The following is a 21,696-nucleotide window of genomic DNA, read 5'->3' on the forward strand; positions in this document are numbered from 1 at the left end:
CGCACTAGCTGTGAAGCGCGAAATTCTCCTGAACGAAGTTGACCTGCACTGTCAGGCCCAGTGGCAAAAGCTCGCTGGGTTCTGCTGCATTCCTCAGCGCGTCCAGCCCCAAAGCATTGCGGATCAACTCCTCTCGCATGCCTGTATGGTCCGAATGGGTTGAACCCAGATCTCCCTGCTTGGCCTCTCGGACAAGCAGGTTTGGAATCAGCGAACGGTCTGGGGCTCCATAGCCTGGCTGGGACAGCGACGTCGAAACGAAGTGCTGCGTGTCGGACTTCAAACCGACCCAGCTGTCTCCTAATTCGTGCGAACCTTGAATGTCGAGACTGCCCATAAATGCGCATGTTTCCGCCTCGATTGACCAGGCCTCAATCGGACCCAGAACGGTCGAACGGATTGCATAGACTGTTGCGCTACCGCTTAGCGCTGCATCGCGAAACGGATCATCCATTATGCTGTCAGCCAGCGACAAAGTGACCCTGTTCCAGCATTCGGTAGCTCCAATGATACTGGATGAGGCCCTCAAGGATCCACCTTCGTCAGAGTCCAGTCCATCGATCAGAATCGCTGGCGAAGGCACAGCAGTGCGCTTCCAGAGCGAGACAGGAAAAAGCAGGGTGCGGGCAAGCACCGCTTCGACATTCCCGAACAAGCCCAGTCGCCCGTCCAGAGTCAGATCGCACAGCTCCAGCTTCAACTTTCGTCCTTCGGAAACGCATACAATATCACCGCGCAACACTGGTCGCTCGCCAGCCCTGGCCGAGATTTTCACCCTGCGCTCTCTATTGGGCTGGGACGGGCAGTTTTTGCCGCGATCTTTAAATGTGATCTCATCGATTTCGTGGCTCGCTGAATCAAGCAGGTGAAAATGCAAGTCCTCAGACACATTTGCCGAGGCAAGAATGGCGTTTCGCAGATTGGTGAAATGATGGACTCCATGCCGGTAGCCCGGCTTTACCAGACGGTGGATATACGCCTTCCAAGCTTTGGGTTTGGCATTGATCTTGTCCGGATCATCGCCCGGTATCGCAGCGAGGGACTTGAATCTTGAGGGCGTTGGCTCTGCTGATTCCGGCAAGACCGCCGCGAGCGAAAAGCTGACCATCAGGTCTTCGGCTTTCAGGTTCTTCACGCCGATCCATAGGCGTCCCAGTTCCGGGTCTATGCACGCGCCTTTATCGAAAGGATTGCCATACTCCCAGCCAGAGAGGTCGGTTGGCTTAAGCGGAACCTTGCGCCATTCACCTTCCGCTCCGTTCCGCCGGAATATCGTGACATGGGCGGCAAGCTCATTCGTATCCACTTCGCGCGACAGCACGCCCCCCTCATCCGCATTGCGATAGAGCGGCGTGTCAAAGCCCAGCGGATGTAACCAGAATGCAGTGCCGAAATCATTCGAAAGCGCAAAATGCGGGCTGGCCCCCTTCAGCCGCTGAACCCGCATTTGCCCGACATTGATCCGGCCAAGTGTCTGCGCGGCATCATACTCAATGGAACAGGGCCAACCACCGAGCGACGAAAGCGCCTGACAGGTGGCTTTCGCGGTTCCCTTGCAAGCGGCAAAACCCGCCTGATCGGCAACAAGCCTGCGGCTGCTATGTGCCGAGGCAGGAAATTTTTGCATCCCCACCAATGCCGCCCGCGACGGGAGCGACTTGCCTGGGCAGGTTTCGACGAACCAGCTATCATACAGCTCTTCGATATCCCGCTCGATTTCAGCCCGGGATGCGTCAAGCAACTGGGTGAAAGCCGCGATCTCATTGTCGCCATCCAGCGTGCCATCACCGCGATAGACCGGAGGCAGAAGCGAGAGGAATGAGGGCGTGATCCGGGTCATGAGATCGTGACGCTGATGGATTCATTGTTCAGGAAACAGACGTTGCCCGGTGCACATATCGTGTCGAAAGAATCGATCCAGATCTTGTCTGCTGTGATGAATTCCAAAACCGTGCCGGTGCTGGTGAAATCGTGATCGACCACGCAACCTGCAAAATGGGAGATCGCGCGTCCTGCAATTCCCGGCACAGAGTCAATGCAATGCGCAATGGCGCTTAATGGCATGTCTTTGCCAATTGGCCATGCGCCTTTGCCAAAGCGTTCGAACAGCGCCTCTTTCACCGCCTTTTGCAGCAGCGCGGGATTGGCTGTTTGTTGCGGAGTGATCTGGACACTCAACACTGCTTCGTGGGTCCGCGACGCCACAACTTTCAATTCAAGCGCGTCAACCCGGTTGAGCATCATGGCGTTGGACATATCGGCAAGACGTCGATCGGATTCCGTCTCAGTCGGAGAATCGCGCCAAACAATGGCGACGCAAATAGTCGCTGGCGTAGTTTTTGTTGCGGAGAGCGAGACCGCCTCTGCCCGCGCCACCCGCTCGAACCCTTGAGCGAAGCCGGCATAATCCTCCAAGGTCACGATCTGCCGCGACAAGCAGCGCGCGCGCGACGTACGGCGTCGCAGCTCTTCAGTTGCTTCCGCATCGCGGCCACCATGCGCGGCAAAGGGATTGGTGACGCGGGTGATACCCAGCGGTTTGCGGCGCATGGCCTTTATTGCTCCAGCGGCTACATTGCCGCTTTCCCCGCCGCCAATCTTGTAGGATGCTGCGATGTGCGCATCGCCATCCGGCAGTCTTGCGCCGTTCACTCCGTCGCCAAAGAGCAGATCCGTATAGCTCTTGCCTGTTGCGATTGGCTTGAACACGCGCGCATTGCTCGAAGCGCAGGCCAGCCCCTCCACCGGAGTCCAGCGCGATCCTTGTTGGACAAGCTCGATGTCCTGGGTGCTGAACGCCTTCGCCGGCGGATTGACGTAGATGTCGATCAAGGGCCGCGCGCCTTCACCCGCTATTTCATAAGCGAGCGGCCCGTGAGACAGCGTGAACTCCGATAGCGCTCCCCGTTTGCGGGCTTGACTGCCGAGCAATTCAACTCCGATCGTCTGCTGCGCAACAGCGCTCACGACATTGGCATTTATTCTAGTGCTTGCAGGGTCAAAAGGTGTGCAGACACGCTCTTGAAACGTGAGAGCGTCCGCATCGTGACTGGCCACAATCGCGCGCTCGCACGCTTCGACCTGCCAGTGAGCGGGATATTGCCAGATGTGCCGAAAACCATCCGGGAATAAGGTTGGTTTACCGTTCGCGGCGCGGATAGTCTTGGGCGATCCATCGCTCTTGATCTCAAGACATTCGTAAAGCGGGAGCGGCGCGAGATAGACATCGCAGCCGAACACGAGAATCTGCCAGACGGCATCTTTGTCGCGAGCCTGCTGCCGGATGAGCCAGCTCACAGACGGCTTGATCACTACAGCGCTCGTGCTGGGACCGGCGACGATCCCGATGCTCTTGAGCGCAGGTTTCGCATGCTTGCCGATGACGCCGCAATCAAGCTCGGCCATGAATTGCGACGGCTTTAACTGGTTGTGTTTGACGAATATTTTGTCGAGCTTGCCTGCTTTAGCGGTGGCCTTGGTAGGGATCGGTGCAATCGCTGCAAGCGCGCGGCGCTTGCCTTGGACAAGCACTTGCCGACCCAAATTAAGCGATGGCGGAGCAGACTTCAGGGCGACCGCCTTGCCCGAGAACGGCCCATGCGGTCTGCTCGCCCCAAGCGGTGCGACCTCACCTTTGAGCGGATAGAGCAAGGCATTGCGGCGCGAGGCCAGCGCGAGTTGCTCGTCCTTCTTGCCAAGCGTCAGCTGAGTGACATTCGACGATTTTCCAAAAGCCTTGTGGAGTAAAGTCTCCACCTTGATCACCGCCGCCCTGCGCGGCTGTTCAAGGCCTTCTCCACTGACCAGCACTGTGCTCTGCGGCTTGATACCAGTTGCCCGCCTCTCCAGCGTGATCATATCCGCCGGCTGGCCGAACCCTGGCCATTCGCGATTGAGAGGTCCGCTCTCACGGGTCGCGGCAAGCAGGCTTGTCCCGCAAGACGCCATCGCATTGGCGAATGGTATAGGCGTGAGCAATCCAACGACCAATTGTTGGCTGCGCCTTACGACAAGGTATTGCTGGTCGTCATTTGAGACAGTCCAGGCATCAATGGCGCCGTCAGGTGGTTTGGGAAGGTGTTGAGGCTTTGTGTCTGACGGCATGGTCAGCCCTGCCAAAGCAAAGGCGCGTGAAAGATCGGGACCGACTTGTCCTTTGGATTTCAGATCGTCAGCGAAGCCTTGCGGCGCATCGAACAGAGGCACAACTTGCGCAGATGCCTTTGTCCAATTCGCGGCCGAAAGCGGGCTTTTGAAGACGCCGCGACCCGTGGCGGCGTGGAGCGTTGTGCCGTGACAGCACAGACTGAAAACGGGTCCTTGAGTGCCGTCAAAGCCGGTGCTGAACTCATCGAGGAGTGTCAGGTCAGCGGTCTTCCAGACGCCTGATTGAGTGCCGATGAAAAGCGTCTTCTTGTCATCGCTCACCTCGAGTGAGGTGCACGAAAGGTGCTTGTCAGAGATCAGTTCGAAACCGATCTGCTCTTCGAAGATGTCCGTCACTTTGAACAGGCCGAAATCGGTCGCGATCACCAGTTCGTCGAGAAAAGGCACCATGGCATTTACCGCCTGACCATTGGCCTGATCCGGCGCCGCCACTTTCCACTTGTCCTCGGCAAAGTTGAAGCTCTTCAAACCTTGCGAGGTCGCTGCAACAAGCATGCGGTTGCTGTTCGTCTCATCCAACGCAACGAGAAGTGCGTTGATCGGCGTGCCAGCCGCGCCGTTCTTGGAGGACAGTTCCGACCAGCTCACCCCAAGATCAGCAGAAACCAGAACCTTGCCCGCCTTCGTCCCGGCATAGACAAGGCCGGTATCCACCGATCGCGTGATCGTTGTCGTCTTCGTGGTTGTCACCGAAATCTTGGGTTTGGGTAAGGCCCAGGAGATCAATCCACCAAGAAGTCCGCCGAGACCCGCAAGAGCCGCCTTTGCTATGCCCGCACCGACCGAAGTTACTTTTACATGCGAAGAGGTGCTGGTGGTGACGACCTCCTCATGGTCGCTCAAAACGGTGACGTCATGTTCGCCAGCCGGCAAGCGCGTCTTCTCCCACTTGCCCTCCGGCTCGCGGCGATAAAGCCCCTTGGACGTGCCCAGTAGAATGACACCTGATCTGAGCTGAAGGACACAGGTGGCATCGCTGCGCGGCAGGCCAAAGGCGGCATTCTGCCAATAGCCGGACGCCTTGCCATTAAGCTGCAAAAGTCCGCCGGCAACCAAACCCTTGACTGCTTTCTCTTGCGCAGGAAGGCTGTCCCACGCTGCAGCGCTCTTGCCGAAAAGTGCGGATGGCTGCCCGAAATGTTCGACTTTCTCGACCAGAAAGGTGTCGGCCGAAGGTGTGCCATTCGGCCCATCAACAAGCTTCAGGCAATCTGCCCAGGTGATGATTGTTTCGCCGCGCCCGATAAGACTTTCAATGCCATCAACCGTCACAAATTCTTGCCGCAAGGAGCCACTTTCCAGCGACTTGAGGTGGAGCATCAGCCCATCCCCCTTGCGCCACTGCGCGGTGCCAGAACCGAAGGAGAGTCCCGTCGACCCGTGAACCAATACCGGCAAGCCCCGGGCGCTACGCGTCTGCAACGCCATCCGGTTCCAGTCCGAATTGAGCGCTATTGCTTGCGCGCTCTCAAAAATCGCGGCGGTTTCGCCGTGTTGAGGGGCGTTCTGGACGCAAATGTCGCCCTCGCCCGACAGGTTGATCGAGGTTGCCCGCTTGCCTGTATCATCCAATGTCAGCGCCAGCAGTGTTTGCGCGCATTCGGCCGGGCGCGGTCTAAGCCCCCCCATCTCCGCCAGCCAACGCACCGAATTGCTTTCGCGCGCGCTGTCAATCGATCCTTCTTCATCAATCCTTTGCCCGTAGAATTCGAGCACATGTTTGAGCGTATACCATGTGGAAAGCAGCGCACGGCTGACATCGGATGGCATGTCCGTGACGAGCGCCCATAACGAGGTTGGAACGGCATCCAGTCGATGCTCGTGGTGCAATGCCCGCCTGGACCGCTTGCGCGGCTTGTCAAGGATCCGGGCCATCAGACCGCTCCCACCAGATTGAGCGCGATATGAGCGCTGTCGATGCGAACGCAAGCCGCGTCGTCGGGCGTGATTTGAAGCACCTTGCCAGCACCGGCTCCAAGGTCAGCGTGGTCAAGGTCGAGCCGCGTGAGCTTGGAGTGCGAAATCCCGTCTGTGTCTTCGAGCGCGGAAAGGATATCATTGGGCATCAAAGCCTTGCCGATCCCAGGGGACAGCTTGCCAAGCTTATACTCAATCCGTTTGCGCAATGCAGTGAGGTCGGTGCCGTGCTCTGTCTGAATGCTCAGGGACAGATAGGGTTTGATCACCGGCACGGCCGTGACTTCGACGATATCTCCGACGATTGCACGCGCTTGCAGTGTTGCTTGCAGCTCCGCAGTCATGGACTTGTCCAGTTCGCGGCCAGGCTGGGGAGCGATCTGAACTGTGACGAGGCGAGCGCCGTTGACCGCGGGGAAATCCACTTTCGCTTCGCTTGCGCCTGCAAAGCCAGTGGCGACATTTGCAAAATCAACCTTTGATACGCAGCGCGTCAGCGCGCGCTCAGCACAATTGGATAGCAACCTGCCGCGAGCCTCCTCCAGAGATTCCGGATCGCGTCCGCCGGTGGCAGCCCGCGGATTGGTCGCGGCATAGATGCTTGGGTTCGCTCCGATCATATGGATCAACGCTTCGGGCGCGATATTCCCGCGTGAGCCCTGCGAAACGCGATAGGACGGGTAAAGCGGCACACCCTCATCTTGAGCCTTTGCGGCACGCGCAAAGCGCAGTGCGATATAGGCATTGTCGATCAGTTCGGGCACGAAGATGCGCGATTTTCCATCGTCATCGAACACCTTGCGCGAGCCATGCCATGTCGCAGCAGGATCGGCCGGGCCGTCGGAGCACCATTGCTCTTCGAGGATGATCGAAGGCTCTGCCGCAAGCGGGTCTGGCTTCAGCAGGCGAGCGGCAGCCGAAGTATCCGAACCTTCATCAAACCTTTCGGCAAAGGCAGGCATGGGCGCGCGCAGGAGCGGATGGGTTGTCTCTTGAGAGAATTCGAGCGGGCGGCCTACCTTCTCCATTCGCCCTTCCTCGGCGAGAGCAAGATTGCCCCACGCCTCCCATTGTGCATCGCTTGGGGCACCTATTGGCAAAAGATCATCAGCCGCCCAGCCGATCCGCGTTTGGTCCGCCGAAACGACGCACGATGTCAGACGGACTGGGTGAAACCAGTCGTGTCTCTTCGCATGGAGGATAAGAAAATCTCCGCTGCGCAGGTGGCCGTAACTGCCTTGCAGCAACGCCTGATTGCCGCTGGTGAACAAGCCATCCTGCTGCGCGGCCAGCGGGATGGTGCAGTGTTCCTTGCGGACCGTGACCGTGTGAAGCGTCGAAAAATAGGTGACCTCGTCGCGCTCGGGATCATCGTCGATATGCAGGTCTTCAAAGTCGGACAAAGCGGTCAGCAACTGGGTGCCCAGTGCAACCTGTGCTTGTTCTGCATGCGTCTGAAACCGCACCAGAGTACGCGCGCAGCACCCTTCATTTATGGTCTTGCCCAGCAGTGCTGCGTGACGCGCAAGCGACTTGCGCTGCCGGGCTGTCTCGACATAGGCCTCGGTCCCGACAGCGTCCTGATAATAGGCGAGGTAGTCGCCCATATAGGCCATCGCCTCGATCATCAGCATCTCGATACTGGCAACCGGCAAGGCGTTTGTGCCGGGGCGCACCTCTTCCAGTCGCGCTAGCAGCAGCTTGCGAAAACTCTCGTAATCGCGCGCAAGATAGGTGGAAGGAGCGCTCACCTCATTCATGATGCTGCCGCGTCATATGGTAGAGAGATCGTATGGGTCGTGCGTCTGGTTGTGTCCTGATAGGTCACATTGACCAGCGCGGTTTCCTGCACAGTCTTGATGTCGAGCGAGATGACGTGAAAGCGCCCTTCGGACCAGCGGTGAAGCGCGCTCTGGATCAGAGCCGAATAGGCGGCGGTAACCTCGCTATTCGCTGCTTCGAAGACCAGCGCCTTTAACGGACTGCCGAATTGCGGACGGTTCAGGCGCTCGCCCGGTTCGACCATGATGATCTGCATCAGCATCTGCGCCAGCGCATCCTGCCCTTCGGCGAGCATCGTCGGCCCGGCAGGGGTGACTGCATAAGGAAAGGCAGCGCGAGTGCTCATATGATCGGCGCTCCGTCGATCACGCCGCCGCCGCCAATCACGATGCCGCCTTCGATCGTAACAGCGCCCGCGACATTCTGGTCGCCTTCAACCGTATGCGCACCGGCGACATTGTTCTCGCCCTCGACCGTAACGACCGGCAGCATGTTGATCTCGCCATCCATGCTGATCTCGACCGATTCAATCTCGATTGCCGCGGCGGTGAGATCGATTGACGAAGCCGGAACCGCGACAGAAATCGTCTCAGGCGTCATGTCGATAACGCTCTCGGGCACGGTGAACGAAATGTTGGCCGCCTCCATGCTGGCAACAGCTTCAGGCACCGACTGCGTTATCGAAGCGGGCGTCATCTGGATGGTGGCTTCGGGGCAGGACAGCCTGATGCCTTCAGCGTTCATCTCGATCTCTAGCGGGACGTCGACAGCCGGCGGATTGACGCTGATCTTGGCGCCTCCGACCTCGTCGAGATCGTTGATTACGATAGTGGTGTGCGCGGTTTTGAAGACTTTGAGTTCGGGCACAACTGGCTCGGGAACATGAAGGATGTCTTCCGGACCCCAGAAGCACCCGACCCACACCGGATAGTCCGGATCGCCGCCTTCAAATTCGATCCAGACATCCGCGCCAATCGGGGGGACCGCGTAGAAGCCGACATCAGGCCCGGCATAGGGTGTGCATGGCAGCGCCCAGTTTAGCAAAGATCCTGAGATGCTGGGCACTTTGGCGATGATCCGCCCCTGGAAAAGCGGATCGACATTATCGAGCACCTTGCCGCGATACTTGCCCCAGAATCTCTTTTGCCCCGATTGCGATTTGCGTTTGAATGGCCAGGTCATGCCGCCACCTCGCTGATGGTGGAGCCGGTGCCTTCGCGCGCCAGAATGAAGTTCTGATCATACTTGCCGCGGGCGAAGGAATGCACAACCTGTTCGACCCGGTAGCGCCCATCGTATGATGTCCCCGCTCCGCGCAAATCGACGAGGCCGGGCGCCTCCAGCACAGCTCCATAACGCAAGGTCGAAAGCGTCCCCTGCGCGCGCAACGCCCCTTGAGAGCTCGTGTCGGTCATCACCTGCACATCGTTCAGCGCGTTGAGATAGCCGTGACGCGCATCGGTGTAGAGGTCGCGCCTTTGCATCAGGCCCAGCGCATCGAGCGCGGGATTGGTCGCGAGTGCCGGGCTTCGCGAGCTCATCACGGTTGCAATCGGCAAATCTTCCTCGCTCAGGTCGTCCTGCACCATGCCGAGCATCTGAACTGGCGCGGCGGCGTCCAGACTGAACTGAACCGAACGCACATTGGTCGCGCTTTCCAGATCGACCGAAAGCGGCTTTTGCGCGCTCCCGCTGTTTTTCGGAGGGCCCCATTTCGCGATATTGGTCATCGGGGCGGTCCCTGGCTGGACCGAAAAACGATAGCCATTGCGCTGCGCCATCTGGGCCAGGAAAGCCCGGTCCGTATCGTTTTGCTGGGGGGTGTGCTCGACCACTTGAGGGACGAGATCGAGCGGGGTCGGCGTAACCTCCGGCAGAATACCAACCATCGTGTATTTGGCGAGCACGATCTCTGCGATCACGCCATCGCCCATTTCAGGATATTCAATGCTGAGCTGAAGCCGGTCCATGATGACCGATACATCTTCGCCCGTGACTGTCAGGATCGATGCGCCGGATTCGCTGTCATGCGAGAGCGATTGGCCAGTCACAAATCCGTCAATCAGGCTGGTCGTTTCGAGTCCGATCTGAGCCCGTACCAGAATTCTGGTCCACGGTTTGACCTTACCCCCTGTCAGCAGGTCAAAATCCTTGCGGTTGCCGCTTTCTCGGTCGATCCGAAACGAGAGCTTGAACGTGCTTGGCCCGTCGCTGACCCGCGTGACTTCGGCCTCGTGCAGCAGCTTCATGACGCTTTCCGGCGCCGCGCTGGCGATCATGTCACCCAGCCACAATTCGAGGTTGATCGCGCCAGTCCCGCTCATTGCTCAGGCTCCTGCCTGTGCCGTTTGGCAGTGTCGGTGTGGCTTGTGCCCGGGAACCGCAACCGGGTGCCGGGCAGGGTCAGCGCAAAGGGGTTCATTGCGCAGTTCGCATCGGCGACATGCCAATAGGCCAGCGGGTCACCCAGCTCGTTGGCAGCGATCGTATCGAGACGCTGATCGGGGCTGACGACCAGTTCGAAACCGGGAGCAACCGCGCCCTGCGAACTGTCCGCAACCGGCAATATACGGCGCGACTTATAGATGTCCTCGCTGCCGTCCTCACGGGTATAGGTCCGGTTCGGCAGGTTCGCATATCGGCTCTTCGGATCAAACATCGCGCGCCTCAATACGAACCGGGATTGATGCCGATATCGGCGTTGGAAACCGGCTGGACCTGCCCTGCAAGATTGACGAGATTTTGCTGGTAAGTGACAAAGTCAGCGTAGATCGTGTTGGACGATTCCACATCGACATAGCTCAGCACGCGCATGGTCACGGTCACATTGGCCTGGATCGGATTGAGATGGTTGTCGAACAGCTCCTCTGTCACCTGATATTGCGTGATCGCGACCGGCAAGACGCGGGTAGACCCCCACACAAACAGGGTGCGCGGTGCCTCTTCAGGTGCGATTTCCATCACGCCCGATGCCAGTTTGGACTGTGCCGAAGTCACGCCGGAAAGCTTGGGATAGGCGAGCAATTCGAGCTGTGCGAGCTGGGGAAGCATTCCCGATTTCACCACCGCAGGATCGCCGTCGCACAGGCCGTCAGCCGCATTCAACTCGATGTCGATAGTGATCTGCTGCACCGGCGGACCTGTGAAGCGCACCGCTTCGGAGCGCGATTGCGGCTCTCCCCCCGACATTTGCGGCTTGAGCGCGCGTTTGATGGTCGACGGATTATACTGGAACGCAATCGTCTTGGCGCTTCCTCCATCGGGAGGAATGGCCACAAACGCGCCTTTCACAATTCTCGGGCGGAAAGATTGAGCGGTCAATTCTTGCTCCCGATCTTGTCAGATTGCTCTTTTTCAAATGCATTCCAGGCGGTTTCGTCTTCCAGATGCTCCATCGGTTTTGCATCCTTGGTGAAGTCGCGCTTCTGCCAGCCGGTGGCGTAGCCAATCGCTAATTCGCCTAAGCCGGGACTCGCATGGTGTTTTTTGAGCCGATTGAGCGCTTGGTTGTGCTGGCCAACCTCGTCTGAATCGAGCGCACGGAATTCTTCGGGGTATTGCTGATGCAGCTGGTTTGCCATCCAGTAGGTGGAAACGTCGCCTGCATCCGGATTGAAACCGGGCGCTCCGCCGACATCACTGTGCACCGAATTGGGCACGATACGCGTGTTAATCTGCGGCCCGAATTCCTGTTCGGGGTGGGCCGAGCCGCGAATCTTTACCTGCCGGAACCTGCGCCGTTCCTCCGATTCCGCTTCGACATTGTTGACGTATTTTACGTTGTAGGGGATCGCCGCGGCTTCGTGCTCATAGGGAACGTTTTTACGGCCCTCGGCCGTGTGAACGGTCATGTGGCCTTCGTCCATCTCAGGCACGCTATCGACCAGGTTTAGACTGTGCACGATGGCTGCGGGAAGCTTGCCCTCCGGCGCCGCGCCGCCATTGATCTCTTCCTTCGTTACCTCCTTGCCAGGTCGCAGATATCGCTTGCCCGTTTCGGGGTGAACCAGCCCTTCGTGATGGAGTATCTGAGATAGCAGAATCGCATTGCCGCCACCGCGCGAATGACCGCCAAGATGGATCGAGGTATCACCCTCATCATGCGCCTTGCAGAGCCGGATCAATTCATCCTTGATGCGATCATTCTGTGCGGATTCTGATTGTGAGCCACCTTTCAGGAGCATGTCCCACCAGCTGTCATGCTCTGAGTCAGCGCCGGGTCCGCCGGTCACGCCCTTGCCCTTGTTGTGAAACGCGGTCAGCCGCTTCACCGTCGATTCCTGATTGGCCGGACGGCCAGATCCCTGCGCCACCGTAAAATAGGTGCGAAAGCCCGGCATCTGCGTCGATGGGGCACCCCCAAAACGGGCGCGCGCGCTGAAATTCATCCCGGAATAAGACCCGCTTCCTCCGTAGAAGAGCTGGTTTTGATGCACGTTGTGCCGGCGGTAGGCTTGTGTCGGCCGTTTGGGCTGAGGCTTGGGCACCAACTTGGCCGCATTCGTATGCGTCAATGCGGTGCTATCGACGCCTCCGAGGACCTTCTCGACCACCTTCTTGCCGGTTTTGACTGTACTGCCTTTGGGGCGGAAGAATTTCGACGCCATCTAGTCAGCCCCCTTTGCTCTGACGGCATTTGCCGTCACGCACGCGGGTGCAGTTAGGAGGTTGGATCTATCGCCCATTGCCGCTCTCCCATTCTTCGTCTCCGAAGACCCGCTCGAGCTTGGCATATTCATCAGCGCTCGCCGCACGCAGATCGTCCATCTCGACCGCGCGGTTCTGGTCAGCGGCGATGAAAGCTGCATTCAAAGCGATGTTGCGGATCGAGCCGCCCGCGAGGTTGAGCTTTGCCAACCGATCAAAGTCGATCGCGCCGCATGGTGTAGGGTCTCGCAACATCCGCTTCCAAATCGCCTTGCGCCCGCTCGGTTGAGGATGCGGAAACTCGACGACAAAGCGCAGCCTGCGCAGGAAAGCCTCGTCCAGATTGTCCTTGAGATTGGAAGTCAGGATCGCCAGACCGCCATAGCTTTCAATGCGTTGGAGGAGATAGCTCACCTCCATATTGGCGTTGCGATCATGGCTTGATTTGACGTCCGATCTCTTGCCGAACAACGCATCCGCCTCGTCAAACAGCAGAGCCGCACCCCCGCGCTCTGCGGCATCGAAGATATGGCGCAGGTTCTTTTCCGTCTCGCCGATATATTTCGAGATCACCTGCGAAAGATCGACTCGGTAGAGGTCGAGGCCGACCGCGCTGGCGAGAACCTCTGCCGCCAGAGTTTTGCCGGTGCCGCTCGGGCCTGCAAACAGCGCGGCGATTCCATTGCCCTGCGCGCTCGCTTTACCCATCTGCCATTCTTCATGGACGCGCGCCCGGCTGCGCATTTGCGCCGCGATGGATTGCAGCACCTCTGTCTCACGAGAGGGCAGGATAAGCGCGTCCCAATCAAGGCTCGCATCGCGGCGCTCAATCGTGGGCGGCATTGCCAACCTCGCCTGCACACGGCACGCATCCCACAAGGCCCGGTCAACATTCCCAGCCTCGCCGGAGCAAGCGCGCGCGTCGCACAAAGCAGCACGCATTTCGCCGATCGTCAGGCGGAACTGAAATGCCAGGCGGCGCATATTGTCGCCCGGTTCTCCGTCATCGCGCAGCAGTTTCTGCCACATTGAAAGCCGCTCGGCAGCACACATTCTGGGAACTTCGATCATAGTTGCACGCAGGTCGCTGTGAGGCGGGGTGCGAGCAGTGATCAGCAACGGCAATTGTGCGGCTGTCAGGACAGTGTCGAGGCGCGCGGTTCCCTCCGGATCCAGCGCTCCGCAATCAAGCGCCACCCAAGACGAAGTAAGCAAAGCTTCGCGCTTAAGCAGGCGCATGGTGCTCCGCAATTCCTCTGGCGCAGCGGGCAGATCGGCAAGCCGCACCTCGATAGCGCCATAGCCAGCCTGTGAGGCGGCGGCATGGCATAAAGCGCGCGCTACCTCACGGTCCGGTCCCCAAAGCAGCAAATTGTCGGGCCGCCCGTCAAACGTGTCGACCTGCGCCCAGTTCTGCTGGATCCTGCGCTTGACCGGCTCAAGGCTCGAAGGAATTTCCAACCCGTCCTCAAGCGGTTCGAACAGCGCGCGCAAAGCGGGATCGCAGCAGTCCAGCCCAAGCATGAAATGCAGGATGCGCTCATCGATCCTAAGCTCCGCACGCGGAATCGAAGCGGTCGAAGACAGATGGACAAGGCCCCAACGGCGCAGTGGTGCATCGGGCAGCAGCGCGCTCCAATGCGCATCCGGCAAGGCCGCTAGCGCAAGCGAGAAGCTGGCCGCCCCGCCGTTCTGCAACCGCGCGATTATCGAGGCGCATTCCGCATCCAGCTCGCTCGCTGCGGCAAGCAGCAGCACATCGCCTTCAAAATCGGTCAGCGCGAAGATGCGCTTGAGTACGCCTAACGGACAATTCTCATCGACGCCTGCCCCTGCACCGCCCCTGGCTTCGTGAGCAACGCCAAGCGAACCTTCGGCATATTGCGTCAGATGCGCCGAAATTCGGCCAAGTTCTGCAACCAGATCCGAATTGGCTTTGTTTGGAGAATGCGGCGCGTTCATGTGCCAGGCCCCAGCACAGGCACATGCGCATTGTGGTGCAAATGCGGACCTGATTGCACATCAGGATCGACCTCGGGCAAGGCAGCCGCCTTCGCGGCATCGATCATCAGCGGGTGGACTTCATACATCAAGGACCGGCGATGCCGGACCTGGAAAAACGAGGACCACAGCTTCGCCGTCTCTTCGAAATCGAGATAGGCAGGAGTGATCGCGATCGTATCATGCTGGCCGTCAAGATCGGCGTCTTTGAGCAGCGCTGCGCCCGGTGGTATCGTCGCCGATCCCTGCGCAAGTCCCGCCAGCCGCGCGCGGTTGATCTGCGGCAGACCATGAAATGCGCCGACAACCTTGCCCATCATCAATTCCGGCTCCACACCCGCACCCGCGAAAGCGATCAGATAATGGAGGTTGATCGCGGCCTGCGGCTGGCGCCACAGCGCACCATCAGCCCCCCATCGCGGTAGATCGTGGTTGCGCAATTCAGCGTTGGTGGAGAGGTTGTAGAGATAGAGATTGACCTCCGGCTTTGTCTCCGACTGTTTGTCAGAGGGAGGCCCTACGGTCACTTTGGCATGACTGAGCACCTCGTTCACTGCGGTCTGGATGAATTGCTGGAGCGCGGCAGTGACCATGGCGATGCTGCGAAAATCGCTCATATCAACGGCGCATCCGGTGTTGGCTTGAGCGGGTTGTCGAGGGGTTCCTCAGTTAGACCGCGCCTTGCCTCCAACCGCGAAGGCGGCAATGTCCGCGCCTCATCGCTCCGTGTGCGCTCGGGCGGGACGGTCAAATGGCCTTGCGGCACTTCGCTATGTCGTGTTTCGCCCGCCGGTTTCTCGAGAGGTTTGGCGGGTCGCAAGCCGCCTTTGGCAAAGTGCGGTGGGACCGAAGGCTCGCGCCGGGTCTGGATCAGTGGGAGTGGCAGTGGATGCGGCAGTGAAGCATGGCGGATTCTCTCGCGCGCAATTGCCGAACGGGCGCGAAAATCGATCAGCCTTGCGCCAAAATCCTGCGCCGGTTTGACCCGGTTTTTGTCAGCAAGGTCGGCTTCCTTCATCATGCAGTCTCGAGCGCGTCGAGATAAAGCTCCCTGCGGCTCGCCCCCATTGCCAGAATGTCTTCCTCGCGCCAGCCATAGCCGCGCGCCAGCATCACCACATCGTCAATAACGGCGCGCGCCTGTCGCTCGATTTCGACCCAGAAAAAGGCCGCGATGTCGATCGGTGCATGCCACACATGCTTGCAAGCCGCGCAGCCCAGACACACAGTCGGATTGGCAAGCGGATCAAGCCTCGCCTGCTCGGCACGGATTTCGTCGCGCAGCTCCTCTGGCAGACCCGAAGCGGGGAGGTTTTCGCCCTTGTGCTCGATACCAAGGATCGTGGCGTCGAGAATATGGTCAGCGACCTCCTCCTCGAAAAACAGATCCGCGCCGGCAGCCTGATCGGCGCTATTGGGAAGGCGGAACTGCACAGTATATCCGTCTTTGGCAAAGCGGTGATTCCTTGCCTCGACCTTGGCCTCGACCTTGGCCTCGACCTTGGCCTCAGCCTGGGCCTCAGCCTGGGCCTCGATCTGTGCCGTGCTTTCGCCCTGGCCGCCTTCTTCCATCAATTCACTGATGGATTGCTCGAATTCCAGAGGCTCGGAACAATTCGGACATTGGACAAAAGCGCGCAGGCTTTCGCCAGATGCCGCCTTGCGCAAGGTGAAGAGTGTGCGGTTACGCTCCCCGACAGGCAGCGCGAACAGCGCCTCGCGGGTCAGGTCCGGCAGCGCCAGCTGCATTATGTCGATAGCGCGTTCGTGATCAGGCCGCGTCCGGCCTTTCTCCCATAACTGCACCATTTGTGCCGAAGTGAGCACATCCACAATTCATCTCCCCACGTGCCTAAGACGATCAGCTCGCAGGCGCGACAAAGCTGGGCTCCGCCGGTTCTTCGATGCTTGTGTCTTTCTCCCACCCTTCGTTTTCGAGCTTCAGTTTGGAGATGGCGACTGCATTGCCGTTCGCATCAAGCTCAGGCAGCGCCTCATATTCGGAAGGCCAGCAGCGGTAGATATTGTAGGCCATTACCTTCTGGCCTGCCTCGTTATAGACCTCGAGGATGATGTCCTTGCGGAAATCCTTGAGCGAGACGTCCTTGTTGCTGGTGCCGCCCTGCTGATCGTCGAGCGTCGCGTTGTGATAGTCCCAGACCTTGTTCGCCCATTGCTCGAAAGCAGGATCATGGGTGACACCGCGCTCCAGCGTGATCGCAGCGTATTCGCTTTGACCCGGCATACGGCGTTGCACTCCGGGATCGCCGCCAGAACGGTGGGCGACCACTTTGGTGGAACGCGAAAGGGCAGAGACCTTCGACACGCCAGCGACATATTTGCCGTCCCACTTCAGCCGGAATTTGTGGCTGCGATAGGGATCGTAACGGTAAGTCGCCTTGGGAAATTCGGTGTTGGTCGTCATGGCTATCTCTCAATCCTCAAAGAAGGTTCTGGGCGTATCCCTGCGGTCAGACCGTCGGTGCGGTCTGCTGGATTTGCAGGATGACGAACTCGGCAGGATCAACGGGAGCAATACCCACCGTCATGATGACCTTCCCTTCTTCGATCGTTTCAGCGGTGTTGTTCTTCGCGTCGCACTGGACGGAGTAATTGTAGAGCGCGCCTTGCTTTGTGAGATCGGCCAGCCAGGTGCTCACCTGAAGCCTCAATGATGACCACAAGGCCTCGTTATTGGGCTCGAACACCGCCCATTGGGTCGATCGGAACAAAGTGTCCTCGATATACAGCGTCAGCCGGCGAACCGGGATGTATTTATAGGCATCCTCGAATGCATCTGCGCCGCGCAAAGTCCGCGCGCCCCAGACTACCGGGCCATAGGTTGCGAGCGAACGCAGGCAGTTGATGCCTTTGGGGTTAAGCTCGCCGTTCTCGGCATTGCTCAAAGGCAATTCGAGCTTGGTGATCCCGCCGATCCCGGCATTCTGGCCCGCAGGTGCTTTCCACACGCCGCGTGACACATCTGTCGAAGCCATCACGCCGGCCACCGCACCGCACGCCGCGAACAGCGCAGGACGGCTCTTCATCTTCAAGTCTTCCTTGATGATGCGCGGGAAATAGACGGCGCAATTGCGCTCGACCTGTTCGCCCGCAGTATTCTTGCCGGTAATGCCCAGATCGGACGCTTGGAGCTGCGAGAGCAGTCCCTGATGGGCTTTGTCAGACCAGCTCGAAAGCGGATCGACGATGTAGAATGCGCGCCTGTCAGTCGCATAGATGGCGGCCTGCGCGCGCACTGCGGCATCGAGATCCCATTCGCTCTGCGGGACATCGTCGAGCAGGCGGTGGTCGGGCGGGATGCACAGCAGATTGAACATGTCGCACTTTTCAAGCAGATACATGCCCGTCTTGGTCGATTGATTACCAAGATAGGTGGTCGGCTTGAGGTTTTGCCCGTCATTGCCACCAGTCCCCTGGGCCAGCTGCCCATCACCGGGAGGCATTCCCGAAAGCTCGTCCACCAATGCAAGCGCGCTTTCGCTTTGCAGAACTTTGTCGACGCGGTTGGGGTAGTACTTCTTCTGGCCTTCTTTCGAGACCGAAAGGTTCAGATAACGCTCCGAAGAGGTCGCATTACCCTTCGCATCATAAAGCGTCAGGGTGAGGTTAAACAGGTCCACCGCCTCGATGTCATACTCGTCATTGAACTGCTCGGCAGTCTGGTCGGTAATGCCATGCGTATCGGCCTTGGCCGTAAGTCGATTGCCCCAAAGGCCGGGGTTGGCGGCTTTGAGCGTAAGCGCGGGATAGAAAGTGATGTCTGACCCGGTCCAGTCTTCCTTCGCCTGCGGCAGGAAGTAGATCGTATCGCCATCAATATAGCGCACATTGTAGACCGTTTCGTCGCCATCAACGGTGAAAGTATCGCCAATGTCGATAGTGCCGTGCTCGGGCTGGGTTACGGTGAAGCTGGTGTCATCCTCTGATGCGCCTTTCTTGATCGTAGCCCCGGTCGGGGGCTTGCGCGCGAAGATAGGCTTACAGCACAGGCAGAAATCATCGAGATCGACCGGATTGCCGTCCATCCGCGTGATAGCCATGCTGGCAGGCGCTTTAGCAGTGGCGGCGGTGAATGAGTTCACCGCATAGGTCGTCTCGTCATTGCCAATCGTGAACTGGTCACCGGCAAGCGGGTCGTGATCACCATTGATAAGGTCGAGCGTGGCCTGATCGGGACTCGATCCATTATTGGCTGCCTCGATCTCCCAACCGATCGGCATCGGCAAGGCGGTTGGCTGGTCGATACTGACCGGACCAAATGCGCTGGTCGGCTTGGCAGACAGCGTCAGTTTGAGAGTGAGATTCGAAGGTTTGTCGCCGCTTACTTCGGGATTGGCGATAATGACATAGGTGTTGCCAGACGTGTCGCCGGTGAAGCTCACCACGTCGCCCAGTTCAGGAATGCCCTTGCCGCCCGTCAGCGTGACGGAAGCACTGCCGGTTCCCGCACCCGTCCAGCCTTGCGGGCTGGGGCCTTGCGAGAAGGTCATCTTCGTGCATTTGCGGAAGTCCGCCGTGAGTTTGGGAACGATCGTGACCTGTGCAGGCGCCTTATCGGTTTTCCCCGAATACGCCGTTACCGTGTAGTCGGTGTTGTCACCGTCGAGCTTAAAGGTCATCCCTTCGACCGGCTCGCTTTCGGATGTGTCATCGGGCGGCGCGACCGCAACTTTTGTGCCCCCTTTGCTCGCATCGGCATCGACCAGCCAGCCATCGGGCACTGCCGGAGGGGCGGGCGGGAAGTGCAACCGCGCCGATCCGTCGCCAGTCGTGGGCTCGAACAGCCGCGCGATTACCGCCTGCGAACCGCCATTGGTGAAGAAGTCCTGCACCGCATAGCTCATCGGGTAATCGAACTGCAGCCCGCCAAACAGCTTCTGGAAGTCGCCATAGCTGTTGATCGTGATTGGCTGCGTGGTGGAACCGTAAAGCGCACGGCCGATAAAGGCGGCGATATTGGTCGCGACAGGCACCATCGAGTGATTGGTGCTCTCCAGCTCTTCAATATAGACGCCGGGATAGGTGACTTCGACGGGCATGATGCGTCCTTTGGCTAAGGGTCAGTTGGGCAACGTGGGTCGGAAAGGCGAAAACGCCCCGGAAATTTTCCGGATTACGGCGTTGTGTCGCGTTTGGTTTCGACCGACTGCCAGAAGGCCTGCTCGGCAGTTGCTTCGCTGTTCATCGCGGTGAGCGGCGCATTGATTGTCGCGGTGACAAACGCCGAATAGGCAGCAATCAACGTGGCCGCGGCGCTTGACAGCGTGTTGGCTGCCGCTTCGACCGCTGCTTCATAAGTCTGCCGCGCAGTGACACCTGCAAGCTTCATCGTTGCGGTGAGATTCTCGATGCGCGCCTTCGAATCCTCGTTGAAGGATTTCTCGAACGCCGCCTTCGCATCGCTATCTGCCAGTTCCAGATCGAGCTGCGCACTGTCAACTTGCGACTGATAGGTCAGCAACGCCGTTTTCCAGGCCGATATCGCAGCCGCCAATGCGCTGCGTGTTTCCTCGCCGGTTTTGCTCGAAGCAAGATCCAAGGTCAAAACCGCTTTTGCAAATGTGTTGCAATCGGTGCCGATATCAGTCCCGTTGCCAGCACATTCATCAGTCGGATCCTTAAGAGGATGCCCATCAAGAAAAATATCGATTTCAGTAGCAAAATATTGATCTGCCGACTCAGCTAATGCTTCGGCGTCAATATCTACAATCGGCTCCATCATGATCCCGAGTGCAGTATTTACACTCAACATGTCATTCAAAGTCACAGATGGTGGAGCATCGCCCACCACCCGAGCTGACGACGTCGATCCAGTCGACTCTTGCTTGCTCGCATTATTCTTCTTTGGCACACCTTACCTCCGTAACAATATTTGGAGGTGATGTCATAGATGCGCCAAAAGACTCATCAGTAAATCGCGATCGTCCTATAATCAGACATTAACTATGAATAGTCACCATAGTCTTAATCGCATGATTGACTATGATCCGCCCTATATTGAGCATCAATTTTTCTATGATTTTCCCTCGATTTTGCGTCCGGCGAGCAAGTAGGTGATCGGAGCACTTTCAGCCCGTTGATCATTGCCTTTTGCCCATGCCGCCAAACGGCTCGAATTAGGGGTATTCACCTGCGCAATGGCGCTCGGCCTCGGGGGATACCTGACGGTGTGGGAGACACCTGCACGAGCCACGAATAGCTGGGCCGAGCCGATAAAAACCCGGCCCTAGGACACCTTCAAAATGACCCTTCGGTCAGATGTTGGGCCAGTAGGATGCCAATGGTTTATCGGTTATGTTGAACGTATCTCTCAGAACCGCACCATTGATCCCCGGCACAGAGTCGCTGCCGAAACCGGGCGCACTGTTTGTCCCGTCGGTGTATTGCCACAGCGTCCAGAAGCTCCACGGAGCCGGCAATTGCGGCGAATCCGAACCGTAATCGGCAATCCAGAGCGGGCAATTGTGCAGCACACTTGAATCGCCCGGATGCCCGGCCGTGAGACTTCGCAGCACATTGCTGCCGTAAACGACAGGATAGCGCCCAAGTTTGCTGTGAATCTGGTTCACGAAGTCGCACAGCACGTCAAAAGCAGTGCCTTCGCGCTCAACGTCGACCGCCACCAGCTCATCTTGGTCAGGCTTGGCAAAATCCAGATAGTAGTTCGCTTGTTCGATACCATTCTGTGGCGTCAGGAAGTGATATGAGCCCCACATCAATCCTGCTGCTTTCGCAGCCCCTTGCCGCGCAATGAAAGTCCCGTCTTTAAAATACAGCCCTTCGGTTGCCTTGTGGATCACGGCCCGAATGCCGGAACCAAAAATAGCATTCCAATCTGTTATATCAGTTTCGTGATAGACATCGATAATGTTGTTCTGAAATGGAATAGCAGACATAGATCCCCCAATCTTTGGATACTTGTTACTCCACCCTTCATTATAATTCGAGTCTCAAATATTTGAATGAGATATCAATTGCGTTTCTGCAAAATAAGACCGTAACGACCTGCACTCATCGATCAATCTATACCCTTGAGCGGCGTTTCAAGATTGGCCTGCACGCTTAGCCAAGACATTATTCGGAGGGTGTCCCGGCAGGTTTTGTGTACGAATTGCGGTGATCCAAATCAGTTTGCAGGTTCGCCAGCCGTTGCTAGGAAAC

Annotated in this window: 17 protein-coding genes; all 17 read right to left on the bottom strand. The window is 58.3% G+C overall.

Translation table 11 applies throughout. The features are described 5' to 3' along the window. Positions 1-4 precede the first annotated feature (4 nt). The 17 genes from Q0887_RS08355 to Q0887_RS08435 all read right to left on the bottom strand — a co-directional run bounded on the left by Q0887_RS08355 (position 5) and on the right by Q0887_RS08435 (position 21,431). Positions 5-1,840 carry a phage tail protein gene (locus Q0887_RS08355; RefSeq protein WP_299193934.1) on the bottom strand — a complete coding sequence of 612 codons (1,836 nt, stop codon included), beginning with the start codon at positions 1,838-1,840 and terminating at the stop codon, positions 5-7. Then, a complete protein-coding gene (locus tag Q0887_RS08360) occupies positions 1,837-6,042 on the bottom strand; it encodes a baseplate J/gp47 family protein (RefSeq protein WP_299193936.1) in 4,206 nt (1,401 codons plus the stop codon). The genes Q0887_RS08355 and Q0887_RS08360 overlap by 4 nt, the downstream gene beginning before the upstream one ends. Further along, positions 6,042-7,844: a baseplate J/gp47 family protein gene (locus Q0887_RS08365; protein ID WP_299193937.1), complete on the bottom strand. Its 1,803-nt coding sequence runs from the start codon at positions 7,842-7,844 to the stop codon at positions 6,042-6,044. Before Q0887_RS08365 ends, Q0887_RS08360 begins: the two co-directional genes overlap by 1 nt. Further along, a complete protein-coding gene (locus Q0887_RS08370; RefSeq protein WP_299193938.1) occupies positions 7,841-8,212 on the bottom strand; it encodes a GPW/gp25 family protein in 372 nt (123 codons plus the stop codon). Before Q0887_RS08370 ends, Q0887_RS08365 begins: the two co-directional genes overlap by 4 nt. Beyond that, on the bottom strand, positions 8,209-9,048 hold the full coding sequence (locus Q0887_RS08375; RefSeq protein ID WP_299193940.1) for a phage baseplate assembly protein V: 840 nt from the start codon (positions 9,046-9,048) through the stop codon (positions 8,209-8,211). The genes Q0887_RS08370 and Q0887_RS08375 overlap by 4 nt, the downstream gene beginning before the upstream one ends. Then, a complete protein-coding gene (locus Q0887_RS08380; protein ID WP_299193942.1) occupies positions 9,045-10,190 on the bottom strand; it encodes a hypothetical protein in 1,146 nt (381 codons plus the stop codon). Before Q0887_RS08380 ends, Q0887_RS08375 begins: the two co-directional genes overlap by 4 nt. Continuing rightward, positions 10,187-10,525, bottom strand: a complete 339-nt coding sequence (locus Q0887_RS08385) for a hypothetical protein (RefSeq protein ID WP_299193944.1) — start codon at positions 10,523-10,525, stop codon at positions 10,187-10,189. Before Q0887_RS08385 ends, Q0887_RS08380 begins: the two co-directional genes overlap by 4 nt. Before the next feature lie 8 nt (positions 10,526-10,533). Beyond that, the gene (locus Q0887_RS08390; protein ID WP_299193946.1) at positions 10,534-11,142 is read right to left on the bottom strand and encodes a hypothetical protein; all 609 of its coding nucleotides are present in this window, start codon (positions 11,140-11,142) and stop codon (positions 10,534-10,536) included. Positions 11,143-11,183: 41 nt separating this feature from the next. Then, positions 11,184-12,473 carry a hypothetical protein gene (locus Q0887_RS08395; RefSeq protein WP_299193948.1) on the bottom strand — a complete coding sequence of 430 codons (1,290 nt, stop codon included), beginning with the start codon at positions 12,471-12,473 and terminating at the stop codon, positions 11,184-11,186. A 67-nt stretch (positions 12,474-12,540) separates the two neighbouring features. Beyond that, complete coding sequence (locus Q0887_RS08400) at positions 12,541-14,475, bottom strand: ATP-binding protein (protein ID WP_299193950.1); 1,935 nt, start codon at positions 14,473-14,475, stop codon at positions 12,541-12,543. Next, a complete protein-coding gene (locus Q0887_RS08405) occupies positions 14,472-15,131 on the bottom strand; it encodes a DUF4255 domain-containing protein (RefSeq protein ID WP_299193952.1) in 660 nt (219 codons plus the stop codon). Before Q0887_RS08405 ends, Q0887_RS08400 begins: the two co-directional genes overlap by 4 nt. After that, positions 15,128-15,535 carry a hypothetical protein gene (locus Q0887_RS08410; protein WP_299193954.1) on the bottom strand — a complete coding sequence of 136 codons (408 nt, stop codon included), beginning with the start codon at positions 15,533-15,535 and terminating at the stop codon, positions 15,128-15,130. Before Q0887_RS08410 ends, Q0887_RS08405 begins: the two co-directional genes overlap by 4 nt. Continuing rightward, positions 15,532-16,347 (bottom strand): hypothetical protein, encoded by an 816-nt coding sequence (locus Q0887_RS08415; RefSeq protein WP_299193956.1) that lies wholly within the window; start codon positions 16,345-16,347, stop codon positions 15,532-15,534. Before Q0887_RS08415 ends, Q0887_RS08410 begins: the two co-directional genes overlap by 4 nt. A gap of 28 nt (positions 16,348-16,375) precedes the next feature. After that, positions 16,376-16,939 carry a phage tail protein gene (locus Q0887_RS08420; RefSeq protein ID WP_299193958.1) on the bottom strand — a complete coding sequence of 188 codons (564 nt, stop codon included), beginning with the start codon at positions 16,937-16,939 and terminating at the stop codon, positions 16,376-16,378. 46 nt (positions 16,940-16,985) lie between these two features. Further along, positions 16,986-19,574 carry a phage tail sheath C-terminal domain-containing protein gene (locus tag Q0887_RS08425; protein WP_299193960.1) on the bottom strand — a complete coding sequence of 863 codons (2,589 nt, stop codon included), beginning with the start codon at positions 19,572-19,574 and terminating at the stop codon, positions 16,986-16,988. A gap of 74 nt (positions 19,575-19,648) precedes the next feature. Then, positions 19,649-20,386 carry a hypothetical protein gene (locus Q0887_RS08430; protein ID WP_299193962.1) on the bottom strand — a complete coding sequence of 246 codons (738 nt, stop codon included), beginning with the start codon at positions 20,384-20,386 and terminating at the stop codon, positions 19,649-19,651. A 403-nt stretch (positions 20,387-20,789) separates the two neighbouring features. Next, positions 20,790-21,431, bottom strand: a complete 642-nt coding sequence (locus Q0887_RS08435) for a glycoside hydrolase family 25 protein (RefSeq protein WP_299193964.1) — start codon at positions 21,429-21,431, stop codon at positions 20,790-20,792. Positions 21,432-21,696: the final 265 nt, after the last annotated feature.

The organism is uncultured Erythrobacter sp. (genome assembly GCF_947492365.1).
Taxonomy (GTDB): domain Bacteria; phylum Pseudomonadota; class Alphaproteobacteria; order Sphingomonadales; family Sphingomonadaceae; genus Erythrobacter.